The organism is Emticicia fontis, assembly GCF_054779675.1.
Genome location: NZ_BAAGXU010000064.1, coordinates 230,020 through 241,864, shown reverse-complemented (window position 1 = coordinate 241,864; position 11,845 = coordinate 230,020). Strand labels below are relative to the sequence as shown.

Below are 11,845 nucleotides of genomic sequence, written 5' to 3'. Positions count from 1 at the left end.
TAATATAATTATATACATGAGGGGAATTCATTTTCCCCTTTTATATTTCTGCTAATATCAACATCTATTTTTAGAACTATGCGCTATCTATTCTTTATAATTCTTCTGTTTTGCTTTTCACTTATACAGGCACAAACACTGGTTGATAAAATAAAGAAACTGCGCTACGATACCCAATGGCAACAGGTAGCGGCTATCCCTCTACAATTTCCAACCTATCACCCACAAGGAATGGTGAAAATTGGTACATTTTTATATATGAGCTCTGTCGAGGTAATCAAGCCGACAAGAAATGGAGAGACAGGTGAAGGCGTCGGACATCTCTTTAAAATGGATTCTACAGGTAAATTATTAGCGCACATTACTTTAGGCGAAGGCACTATGTATCACCCGGGTGGTATTGATTATGATGGCAAACATATATGGGTTCCGGTAGCAGAATATCGCCCGAATAGTCAGGCCATTATTTATAAAGTTGACCCGAACACCATGCAATCAACAGAAGTATTTCGTTTCAAGGAACATATCGGTGGAATTGTACATAATACTGATGCAAACACGCTTTTTGGGGTTAGCTGGGGTTCAAGAAATTTTTATCATTGGAAATTAAATAAGAACGGACAAGTAAGCAATGTTAAGGCGTCTCCCGAAGACTTACGCTTCATCAATCCATCATTTTATATCGACTATCAGGACTGTCATTATTTAGGCAAGGATATGGTGATTTGTTCAGGTCTTCAACGATACAGTAATAATAATCAGACTATTCGTCTGGGTGGTTTCGATCTGATTAGTTTAAAAGATTACCGTCCTGTGCATCAGGTTCCTATCCGTTTATGGTCTCCTACCGGCCTACCAATGACAAGTAATCCATTCTGGGTAGAATCTATTGCTGAAGGAATCAGCACCTATTTCGTACCTGATGATGATAAAGCTTCTACACTCTTTATCTATAAAGCTGTTTTAAAGCCTTAATCGGGTGTATAACCACCTTAATATTAAGTTATTATAAAAAATCAAAAAAAAACTTCCAAAAATTTGGTAGATTTCAAGTTTGTCCCTATAATTGCCGAAGATTTCGGCAATAGAATCCGAAAATATCGGCACAATGAAAAATAGTACAACTAAAACCTTACTTGCTTTTAATATTGCTCATCTGAGAAAATTAAAAGAATTGAGCCAGGGCGCATTGGCAGAGGCGCTGAGTGTTCCACGAACTACCTTAGGTTCATGGGAAGAGGGAAAATCATCTCCTACTATTGAGGGGTTAACAGCCATAGCCAGGTTCTTTGATGTGTCGATTGATACACTGGTAACAGTAGACCTTACCCAGGTAACAGACTTGAAAAGCCTCCTTGAAATAGGCGGTAAACGAGTGCTGTTTCCGATGATAGTAGATAAGGAAGGAAATGATATGATTGAGTTAGTACCTGTAAAAGCATCGGCAGGTTATCTGACAGGTTATAGTAATCCTGAGTTTATTCAAGCTTTGCCACGTATTTCTTTGCCGTATATCGCTAATGGAAAATATAGAGGCTTTCCGATTGTTGGAGATTCTATGCCACCATTAGAAAAGGGCGCATTTGTGATAGGTAAATATCTTGAAAATCTTTCAGAGATAAAAGATAGCAAAACCTATGTGATACTCACCCAAAATGATGGACTGGTTTATAAAAGAATACATAGATTTAACATGAAAGACGGGCACCTGATGCTCCACTCTGACAACACTCATTATATGCCATATAAATTGCCTTTTGAAGAAATTTTTGAAATATGGGAATTTGTCTGCAGCATCAATCCTGCAGACAGACAACCAAGTGATTTACTTTTTTCAGTCTTACAGAGTATCCAACACGATGTACAGGCGATAAAGCTAAACATGAAGTTGTAAGCTATATCGATAGTAAGGGACTCTAGAACTGCTGTTTGATTATTAAAAAAGGAGTTTGAACGAATTGTTCAGACTCCTTCCAAAAATTTTCCTGATAATTAACATAAAAAAACAAACCTAAAATGCAAACCGCTAAATTTTTAAGCATGAGAATTTATGAATATATGGCCGAAGGAATCGACTTCAAGATGCACGATTTCTTGCCAGCTACCAATAAAAAACAAGCCTTGAAAAAGGTGAGGTCGACGATTGCCAAGATGGGCTATCAGAAACCAACTTCTCTTAACTTAATTCCAGTCAAGTAAAAAACGATTTTATGATTGAACCCCATAATACCTTTAGAAGAGTAAATGTAGAGAAATAGCTAAATCCGCATAACACTTTTTTAATTCAGAATAATTTTTGTCTTTCGCTGCTATCAGCTATTTCTCTTTGTTCTTCTCTCCGCTTTACTAAGTAAACTTTACTTATACCTATTTACCAAGACTTTACGTCTTGCGTCGATTTATTCTAGACAGCCTACAATGCTGTTTATGAACGATTTGGCCGGGTTTTAAAAATATTCTTGCATTTTATACAAGAATATTAGCCAAAACTTAGTTAAATTCGTGGTGTGCTTTAAAAATCCTTATTAACGAATGCTCGAGAATCGCAAACAAATTATCCTTTTCTTCTTCTTTACAATACTTATGATTTATGCCGTGAGGCTATTATATCTACAAGTAATTGATGACAAATATCGCTCTTTAGGTTCTACCAATGCTATTAGACGTGACGTACAGATTCCACTGCGTGGACAGATATACGACCGCAATGGCAAACTATTGGTGGCTAACGTAGAAGTATATGATATGTACGTAACCCCACGCAAGGTAAAGCCGCTGGATACATTGATGTTCTGCCGTTTATTTGGCATCACACGCCAGTATTTCGACAGTACTATGCGTATGGCTAAAGAATATTCAGTCAATCGGGCTTCTTTATTTTTGAGACAACTATCAAAAGAAGATTATGCCCATGTATCTGATGCGATGGTGAACTTTTCGGGCTTTCATTTTGAACAGTCTTTTTTCCGTACCTATCCTGCCCATACTATGGCTAACGCCCTCGGGTACATTGGTGAGCTTTCTAAAAAACAATATGATGAACAGGGAGAGGTAAAATATTATCGGAAGGGTGATTATATTGGTCTGACGGGTTTGGAGAAAGAATATGAGATGGATTTACGAGGGCAACGAGGTATCAGGTTTACGATGGTGAACGTAAAAGGTGAAGATAAAGGCTCTTATGGCAATGGCGAGTTTGATACCCTGGCCGTAATTGGTAAAAACCTCTATTCAACCATTGATATGGAGGTACAACAATTAGCTGATAGCCTTTTCCAGAATAAAGTGGGTGGTGTAGTAGCTATAGAACCTAATACAGGTGAAGTATTGACTTTAGGCTCTTATCCTACCTATGATCCTAATGAGCTTTCGGGTAGACTTTTTTCTGCTAAATTCAAGGAATTATCCTTAAATCCTGACAAGCCATTATTAAATCGGGTAACCAACTCTTTCTATCGCCCGGGTTCTACTTTCAAATTGGTACAATCGACGGTGGCTTTGGAGTTAGGTGTTATTACGCCGAATACTTCATTCACAGGGTTCCCCTCTCCTATGGCTTGCCACGGACACTCGGCTTTCCATACGGCTAATCTGCATAACGCTATTCAGAACTCATGTAACCCTTATTTCTTCAATGTATTCAAGAAAATCATTGGGAATAATGATATTTCTAACCCATTTATGTCGGCTCGTGATGGTCTTGCCGTATGGCATACGATGATGGAGAAATTTGGGTTTGGGATAAAACTAGGTATTGACTTACCCGGCGAAAAAGCCGGATTATTGCCAAGTGTAGAACGCTACGATAAAGTATATGGCAAAAATCAATGGAAATTCTCTAATATCTATTCACTAAGTATCGGTGAGGGAGAATTAGGGGTAAACGTATTGAAACTGGCTAACCTTTGTGCGGCCTTAGCGAATCACGGCTATTGGGTGACTCCTCACTTAATAAAAGGAGTTGGTGCAAATAAAGGAGGTGTAAAACCAGACTTAGTAAAAGTACATAAAACAGATATTGATCCTAGTTATTTTATACCCGTAGTTGATGGGATGTTTGATGTGGTTGAACATGGTACAGGCCGTGTGGCACGTATAGAAGGTCTTGAAGTTTGTGGTAAAACAGGTACCTCTCAAAACAAAAAAGGTGGCGACCACTCGCTTTTCATTGCTTTTGCGCCACGTGTAAATCCTAAGATTGCCATTGCCGTGGTAGTAGAGAATGGTATCTGGGGAGCCAGAGCAGCAGCACCTATTGCTTCATTATTGATAGAAAAATATATTAAACGCGACATTAAGCGGAAAGAATACGTAGAGCAGATTATGAATACCAGCTACCGGACAATGGCCGGTCGAGCACAACCTGCCGCAGGTACACCAGAGAATTAGCCGTATAAACAGGAATGCCCCTTTGCGAGGGGCATTCCTGTTTATATGCTTTAATTAGAAAGTTTCAGCATCGGAAACAATCTTCTTATATCCTCATCAGTGGGTCTTGAGCCATACTCACAGATTTCGAAAAATTCGGCATGTTTTACATTAGCTGCATAATTTTTTCCATACCACTTTTCCAGCGAAGTTCTTGCTTCTGCTGAGATAGGTACTGCTCGGGTTTTAGCCAGCCAGGCTTTCTTTTCTGCATCAGTCTTAGGTACTTGATCTAAATAGCCGCCGATCCATGGTAGCCACTCATATACTTGCGAAACGTGGGCATCAAGCGCGTAAATCTTTTGCTCATATACCGCTGAAATATCTACTACTACATCTGGTCTGAAAGGGTTTGGTCTTTGGAAATTGTCGTGAAAATACAAAAACACGGGATTCTTTTTCAAAGGCGGTGTATCAGCAGCTACATTTGGTACCCCTACCATGTAGGCAGCATCTTGAACCAATACACCTGTATATCTATGATCAGGATGATAATCGTTCGGTCTTGGTGCAATCACTACGTCAGCCCCCCATTCTCTGATTTTACGGATAATCTGCAATCTCACATTCAGAGTTGGTAATAATTCCCCATCATGATTATCTAATACATCATATTCCACTCCAAATCTTTTACCGGCTTCTTTGGCCTCAGCAAATCTTCTTTTGGCTAACATACCACCACCTTCGCTTTGGTGTCCGGCATCGCCATTGGTTACTGCTACAAACTTAACGGCATGACCCATTTTTGAAAGTATTATTCCTAGTCCGCCTGCGTCTAAATCGCAGTCGTCGGGGTGAGCACCAATCATAATAACTCTGAGGGGTTTCTGTGTCTGGCTATACGCCATGGCGCTTACCAGCAGAAAGGCCAGTAAAAATATACGTTTAAACATAATTAGGTTATTTAAAGGATTGAATTTGTTTAACAACTGCTAAAAATATAATATTTTCGCATGGTTTACAATCTATTCAATCTACAAAATACACAAGTACTTATGAATACTATATGTTCTTTTTTCTTCATACTATTTTTGCTCAGTATTAGTGTAATCACAAAGGCACAACAGAATGTTGATAGCGGTAAATTGACAGTTCTGAAAACAGCTGATTTTGAAGTGGATAGCAAAGGCACAAGCACTAACTGGATTAAAACCAATTGGGTATCTCTGCCACAGCGTAGAAAAGACGGTAAAGTGTATGCAACTGATGCCAAAGTATTATATTCAGACACCGGCATTTACTTTCTGTTCCATTGTCAGGATTCTCTGATTACTTCAACCATGAAAGAAGACTTTGCTAATTTGTATTTAGAAGATGTGGTGGAGGTATTTCTCTGGACAGACGAAAGTATGCCTATTTATTTTGAATATGAATTATCGCCTTATAATTATGAACTACCTATTCTTGTGCCTAATATGAAAGGTACATTTTTAGGCTGGCGACCTTGGCATTATGAAGGTGACAGAAAAACCCGACATGCAGCTTATATTGAAACTAAAAATAATGCCGTAATAGGTTGGAATGCTGAGTTTTTTATTCCTTATATTCTATTGAAACCATTGAATAATGTTCCACCAAAAAAAGGAACACAATGGAGAGCTAATATGTATCGGATAGATTATGACAAGAAGAGTTCGGCGTGGTCTTGGCAATTGACAAGAACCAATTTTCATGATTTTGAGAAGTTTGGTACTTTTATTTTTGACTGATAGCTAAATTCATCAATACCCTTGCACAATAGTCAGGTCTTTCATCCGATTATCAGATAGGATTATTTGTTTTCCTGAAAAATCTTTTACATTTGCCCAAAATAGAACGTAACGATGACTTTACAACAATTTTTTCAGCGAATTGGCGAAAACCCGAGTTTCCTGCTTTTCTACTTCCTGATTATTCCTGTAGCAACCATTGTAGCAGGCTTCTTAGGTAAAGGCGAAGGGCATCTATCTCCCTGGAAATACCTCTATGCTGCCTTGATTTATCTGGTAAGTGCTCCGGGTATTTTTGCAGTGGCGCTCAATATCTATTTTTTTCTGTTTCAGAAGGGTGATGTGATGCAGACCGATGTTTATATGCAGATTCTGCCTATTGTTGTCATGTTTATTACCATATTCCTAATTCGTAGAAATGTTGACCTGGCGCTTATACCGGGTTTTGATAAGATTACGGGCTTATGGTTTATGCTTTTTGCCACTATGTTTCTGATGTGGCTCCTCGAGAAAATACATATTGTTATTTTTTCATATCTGCCTTTCCAATACTTACTGGGTATTTTTGTGGTGCTTTTTATTCTGATTTATATAGGTTGGCGACGCTTCGTAGCTAAGTAAGATTTTGCCCTCACGCTTCTTTTGTAGAGGCGTGAGTTTTTTATAGTTTTGATAAAACTTTTGCTAGTAATTATCGGTTAAATCATTGTTTTTAGCTATATAAACTGCTTATGGAAACAATAGACTCATTTCAAGAAGCGTCTAAAGACAATGATAATCCCTCGAAATCAAAAATCAGGAAGGGGCTGCTTTTGCTGGCAATTAATCTCATAGGTATAGGTATCATTTTTATTCTTCCCAAAAACGTTTCTTTTATCCAATTTAAAGTACAGAGTTTTTATAATACCAAATCACACCTGGGTAATAATTCAGATAGTGCTGCTCGCTACAATCTTACTTATGCTAAAGAATATGCGATTATTCATTTGCTGGATTCTGTTATGAATCAGGATGATATTTTTCTTTTGCCTCCACAGTATTATCTGGTTGAAAATGCTTATAACCCTAAAAATCATATAGACCCTTATACCTGGACTTATCCGAGTAAATTCAAGAACCTCGCGATGAATAAAGTGCGTTTTGTGGAAATTACTTATCCTGATTCCCTCTTACAAAAAGCTACGTACACCTTCCTGACTACCCCAAAAAAGGGACTTCAACTAGTCAAGTTGAATGATTATCCTACGTCTCAAAAAGAGGCTATCATTCAGAAATTGAAGACTTATCAGCCTTTTGGCTTTTTTATACCCCAAACGGCTGTTGATTACCTGAAACAGAAAAATCAGAAACCATGGAAGCCTTAGCCATTTTCTCACATATCATTACCGGAGCTGGGCTACTAAGTATCTTCCGCATACAAAGGCATTTAGTGGCTTTTATTGCATTGGCTTTTTTATTGGGTATTGGTCTGGCTTCTTTTGTCCCTTTTTTCTTGGACTTAGTTTATATTAAGATCAACAGGGTTGCTATTTTAAGTAGCCTGGTTATATTGGCTATCTTCGGTAGTATTAGCTGTATTTTAAATAAAGATATTTTAGCCGAATTGTTTAAGATTGATAAATTAAAAATCAAGCTTTATGAAATTCCCTTCTTTCTGATTACAGCTTACTTTATGTATATCAGTATCTGGAAATGCTATTTTTATCCTAATATTCCATTTGATACTATTGTGGGGCCTGAATTGATAGCAAAAGCCACTTTTTATGAAGAAACTCTCCAGAATAGTGTCTATACCGATTTCTTAACCAAAACCTATCCGCTAAGTAATCAGCCTTATTATGCGCCTTTCATTATGTTGATGCAAGTCATTTATCTCTGCCTAGGCTCGCTATTTGGTAAAATCTGGCTTTCGGGAATGGTGCTTGCTTTTTTCTTATATTTTTATTTCGAACTACGTCATTATATTCATCCTATCCTAGCAGGATGGTTGTTGACATTCCTGTGGTTTATGCCTGAACTTTATTCTTATACTTATCTGGTACAGACCGATTTCCCAAATGCCATATTTCTATTTATTGCTTTTACCTGCCTGTACAGATACTATCTGGATGAAAAACTCAATCAAGCAGATTTCTGGTTATCAAGTATATTTTTTGCCTTCGCCTGTTGGACTCGTACAGAAACCATTCTTTTCCTACCCGTTGTATTGTTGTTTTTTCACCGACAACAATTCATTCAAAAAGCAGTAGCCTATAGTTTCTTACCTATGATTCTATTCATGACTTGGGACTACTTTTTCTTAGGTCACATAGTACCTAAAGCTGTGCCTTTAGGTAAAATTCATCTTGATTTCAGCAATTATTTTTCCCGGGGCTGGGCTATTTTTATAGGCACTCATAAAATTATGTTTGATATTGCCTATTGGGGATATAGCTTTATTCTATTTTTCATACTACTACTCCTCAATATCAGTTTCTATCGAACCAGAACTGAGTTCCTTAAATTAAGCTGGGTTATGGGTATGCATATTATTTTTATGCTCCTTGTACTGCATGTTGAGGGGGCCAACATTCCTTTTACATTCAGAAGAGGTTTTTTCAAAATCATTTTTCTTACCTTGTTTTATGCGGGTACCAGCCAGTTAATAATTAATTGCTCAAGGTGGTTTGAGCGGGTAGTAGGTATTGGCTCAATCACTGATAACAAAAGCTAATGAAGCATCCGAGACAGGCTCTGATACGCTACGTGGGTCGGGCTTTAATTCAACCTTTCTCATATACTCGATATTTATTGAATAGAATCCGAAATCTTCCACTACCTTGCCACTCAGATAATATATCCCTGAGCCTCGGAGCGGATGTTTTTCTAAAGAATAAGGAAAATGGACAGTATCAAAAAATTTGCCTGTTATATCATAGAAATAACCAAAGCCCATTAGTTGGTTATTTTTTGTTCTGATAGATTTCCATGTTACCAGATAACCATATAGTCCTATCTCCTTGTCAAACATCTCATGCAGGTTATCAGAGGTGAGGGTATTTTCTAAAGGTTCTGCACATAGTTCGAATGGCGAACCGATGGTAAAATCCAAAAACTCAATCTCATCATATATATCTTCCAGGGGGTCAAATGATAAGGTTGGTAGATTCGTCTCAGGCTCAAGATATTCAAATAAGGCTTCCTTATATACTGACGGCTTAAAATTATTGTGAAGCAAGAGATGTGCTTCCCATAATAATTCTTTCTTCGATATACCAAAATTTCTGAAAGTTCCAAGCCTGATTAAAATAATGAGCTGCTCCAATCCTACTTCAACCCGATGAGCAAAGTCAGAAAATGATAAGAAACGGCCTTTTTTTTGTCTTTCATTCATTATTCTTTCTACAATTTTCATTTCAAGACTCTTGACATGTACCCAACCAAGCCAGATGGTTTTTCCTTTAATACTGGTCAGGAATTGGCTTTCATTAATATCCGGCACCTCAATGATAGCCCCCGAACGTTTGGCTTCATGGATATAAAATTCTGTTCGGTAAAATCCACCAAAGTTATTGATGACCGCTGTAATGAACTCTAAAGGAAAATAAGTTTTCAGGAAAAGGCTTTGATAACTCTCCACCGCATAAGAGGCCGAATGAGCCTTCGAAAAACTATATCCTGCAAAACTTTCTACCTGTCGCCAGATTTCTTTTGCCAGCTCATCGCTATACCCTTTTGCTTTACAATTGATAAACCATTTATCTACTATTTTTTCAAACTCTATCCTTGCCCTATATTTGCCTGACATAGCACGTCTGAGCATATCAGACTCTCCCAGAGTCATACCGGCAAATTCATGAGCCACCTTTATCACATCTTCCTGATAAATCATTACCCCATAAGTATCCTCTAGTAATTCTTTCATTTTTGGATGCAGGTAGTCAATATTATATGGATTATAATGCCGTTCTATATAGGCTTTCATCATACCGCTACTTGCTACTCCGGGTCGGATAATAGAACTTGCCGCCACCAGCGTCAGGTAATTATCGCACCTGAGTTTCCACATCAGCTGTCGCATAGCCGGAGATTCTATATAAAAACATCCCATGGTTTCATTGCTTTGTAGCTTTTTTCTTACACTTTCATCTTCTTTAAACTTTTCCACCTGATGAATATCAATATTAATATTATGGTTTTCGCGTACTATATCAACTGTCATTTTTATATGACCTAAACCTCGCTGAGACAATATGTCAAACTTCGAAAAGCCTATTTCTTCAGCTATATACATATCCCACTGGCATATAGGGAATCCTTTAGGCATAGGTTGCAAAGCCGTATAATTGTATAAAGATTCATCTGAAACAAGAATCCCACCCGCGTGTATTGACAAGTTCTGAGGAAAATCGTCCATCATAGGTGCATATTTCAGAATATACCTCATATATTCATTATCCTGTGCCTTTTCTGGGTATCTCAGGTAAGTATCTACTTCTACTTTTGGTAAGCCAAACACTTTCGCAAGCTCTCGTATGGCCGAATTACGCTGAAAAGTATTATAGGTAGCCAACAAACAGACGTGTTCTTTGCCATACCTTTTAAAGAAATACTCAATAATTTCATTGCGCTCATCCCAGCTGAAGTCTATGTCAAAATCAGGGGGTGAAGTTCTTTGTGGGTTTATAAATCTTTCGAAAAAGAGGTTTAACTCAATCGGATCAACATCTGTAATACCCATACAATAAGCCACTATCGAATTTGCCCCAGATCCCCTGCCTACATGAAAGTATCCTTTGTTTTTCGCATAATTGATTACATCCCAGGTCATTAGGAAGTACGCTTCAAAATTAAATTCTTTTATGATTTTCAGTTCTTTGTCTATCCGTTCAAGAACTTTCGTATTAGATATGTCGTATCTTTTAACTGCCCCATCAAGTGTAAGCTTACGAAGAAACTCAGCATCCCCCTCCTTGCTATGAGTATATACTCTCTTATTTTTATCTGCCTTAAAATCAAACTTAAAATTACAGGCAACCATAAGCGAAGCTGTATTTCTTAAGAAAAGGGGATAATTACTAAATTTCTCACGGAGTGTGGGCATATCTACAAACACCTCATCAGGATAAGCCTCTTCAGTCTTCGACAATTTACTTAATAATACATTTTTACCGATGGCCCTTAGCAAACGATGTAAGTTATAAGTAAGTTTATCATGAAAAGTAATGGATTGCATTGCCAGAATTTTTTGAAAAACGGCATGCTTCTGATACTTAAAAAGTTTGGTTAATTCCCAGAAATGTACCCCTATATATTCGTGTTCATCAAGAGTTGGGTTTGATTCAAAATAATTAACCGGATAGATTGTAAAGCTATTTTTAAATGGGGGGGCCTTTTGTGGGAATGGTTTGCCTGACTCCAGATAATCAGACAGAAATTTATTGATTTCATACAACCCCTGCTGATTTTTTGCCAATGCAATATATTTCAGGTCATCTCCATTCCGGAACTCTACACCGACAATAGGTTTTATCTTGATATCTTCCTTCCCACATTCCTTTATAAAATCGAATATGCCTGATACATTATTGATATCTGTAAGGGCAAGACTCTCACATCCGGCAGCTTTGGCTTTGGCAACCAGGTCTTTGATACTAAGCGTTCCGTAATTGAGGCTAAAATAGCTGTGACAGTTTAAGTACATTGTGATATAAGTTATAAGTTGGACA

10 protein-coding genes are annotated in these 11,845 nt (G+C 37.6%); 8 read left to right on the top strand and 2 right to left on the bottom strand.

The annotated features are described in order from the left end of the window. Window positions 1-78 precede the first annotated feature (78 nt). From ACYVFA_RS24800 to ACYVFA_RS24785, 4 genes are all read left to right on the top strand, one after another. Window positions 79-975, top strand: a complete 897-nt coding sequence (locus tag ACYVFA_RS24800) for a DUF6454 family protein (RefSeq protein ID WP_460474552.1) — start codon at window positions 79-81, stop codon at window positions 973-975. A 133-nt stretch (window positions 976-1,108) separates the two neighbouring features. Further along, the gene (locus ACYVFA_RS24795) at window positions 1,109-1,894 is read left to right on the top strand and encodes an XRE family transcriptional regulator (protein ID WP_460474551.1); all 786 of its coding nucleotides are present in this window, start codon (window positions 1,109-1,111) and stop codon (window positions 1,892-1,894) included. Between the two features lie 122 nt (window positions 1,895-2,016). After that, the gene (locus tag ACYVFA_RS24790; RefSeq protein WP_116985272.1) at window positions 2,017-2,199 is read left to right on the top strand and encodes a hypothetical protein; all 183 of its coding nucleotides are present in this window, start codon (window positions 2,017-2,019) and stop codon (window positions 2,197-2,199) included. A 333-nt stretch (window positions 2,200-2,532) separates the two neighbouring features. Continuing rightward, on the top strand, window positions 2,533-4,389 hold the full coding sequence (locus tag ACYVFA_RS24785) for a penicillin-binding transpeptidase domain-containing protein (protein WP_460474550.1): 1,857 nt from the start codon (window positions 2,533-2,535) through the stop codon (window positions 4,387-4,389). A gap of 50 nt (window positions 4,390-4,439) precedes the next feature. On the opposite strand, the gene ACYVFA_RS24780 is transcribed toward ACYVFA_RS24785, so the two are convergent. Beyond that, a complete protein-coding gene (locus ACYVFA_RS24780) occupies window positions 4,440-5,321 on the bottom strand; it encodes a PIG-L deacetylase family protein (protein ID WP_460474549.1) in 882 nt (293 codons plus the stop codon). A 102-nt stretch (window positions 5,322-5,423) separates the two neighbouring features. Between ACYVFA_RS24780 and ACYVFA_RS24775 the strand changes: the two genes are divergently transcribed. From ACYVFA_RS24775 to ACYVFA_RS24760, 4 genes are all read left to right on the top strand, one after another. Next, window positions 5,424-6,137 (top strand): carbohydrate-binding family 9-like protein, encoded by a 714-nt coding sequence (locus tag ACYVFA_RS24775; protein WP_460474548.1) that lies wholly within the window; start codon window positions 5,424-5,426, stop codon window positions 6,135-6,137. Window positions 6,138-6,251: 114 nt separating this feature from the next. Beyond that, window positions 6,252-6,758 (top strand): hypothetical protein, encoded by a 507-nt coding sequence (locus tag ACYVFA_RS24770; protein WP_460474547.1) that lies wholly within the window; start codon window positions 6,252-6,254, stop codon window positions 6,756-6,758. Window positions 6,759-6,868: 110 nt separating this feature from the next. Continuing rightward, complete coding sequence (locus ACYVFA_RS24765) at window positions 6,869-7,501, top strand: hypothetical protein (protein WP_460474546.1); 633 nt, start codon at window positions 6,869-6,871, stop codon at window positions 7,499-7,501. Then, window positions 7,489-8,850, top strand: a complete 1,362-nt coding sequence (locus ACYVFA_RS24760; protein ID WP_460474545.1) for a hypothetical protein — start codon at window positions 7,489-7,491, stop codon at window positions 8,848-8,850. The genes ACYVFA_RS24765 and ACYVFA_RS24760 overlap by 13 nt, the downstream gene beginning before the upstream one ends. On the opposite strand, the gene ACYVFA_RS24755 is transcribed toward ACYVFA_RS24760, so the two are convergent. Beyond that, window positions 8,827-11,820, bottom strand: coding sequence for a DNA polymerase III subunit alpha (locus ACYVFA_RS24755; RefSeq protein ID WP_460474544.1), 2,994 nt, complete (start codon window positions 11,818-11,820; stop codon window positions 8,827-8,829). The genes ACYVFA_RS24760 and ACYVFA_RS24755 overlap by 24 nt on opposite strands. Between the last annotated feature and the right edge of the window lie 25 nt (window positions 11,821-11,845).

Bases quoted from the DNA above. Each gene is read 5' to 3' on its own strand.
- ACYVFA_RS24775 (WP_460474548.1), top strand. From the start codon at position 5,424: ATGAATACTATATGTTCTTTTTTCTTCATACTATTTTTGCTCAGTATT.
- ACYVFA_RS24780 (WP_460474549.1), bottom strand. From the start codon at position 5,321: ATGTTTAAACGTATATTTTTACTGGCCTTTCTGCTGGTAAGCGCCATG.
- ACYVFA_RS24790 (WP_116985272.1), top strand. From the start codon at position 2,017: ATGCAAACCGCTAAATTTTTAAGCATGAGAATTTATGAATATATGGCC.
- ACYVFA_RS24760 (WP_460474545.1), top strand. From the start codon at position 7,489: ATGGAAGCCTTAGCCATTTTCTCACATATCATTACCGGAGCTGGGCTA.
- ACYVFA_RS24765 (WP_460474546.1), top strand. From the start codon at position 6,869: ATGGAAACAATAGACTCATTTCAAGAAGCGTCTAAAGACAATGATAAT.
- ACYVFA_RS24800 (WP_460474552.1), top strand. From the start codon at position 79: ATGCGCTATCTATTCTTTATAATTCTTCTGTTTTGCTTTTCACTTATA.
- ACYVFA_RS24785 (WP_460474550.1), top strand. From the start codon at position 2,533: ATGCTCGAGAATCGCAAACAAATTATCCTTTTCTTCTTCTTTACAATA.
- ACYVFA_RS24770 (WP_460474547.1), top strand. From the start codon at position 6,252: ATGACTTTACAACAATTTTTTCAGCGAATTGGCGAAAACCCGAGTTTC.
- ACYVFA_RS24795 (WP_460474551.1), top strand. From the start codon at position 1,109: ATGAAAAATAGTACAACTAAAACCTTACTTGCTTTTAATATTGCTCAT.
- ACYVFA_RS24755 (WP_460474544.1), bottom strand. From the start codon at position 11,820: ATGTACTTAAACTGTCACAGCTATTTTAGCCTCAATTACGGAACGCTT.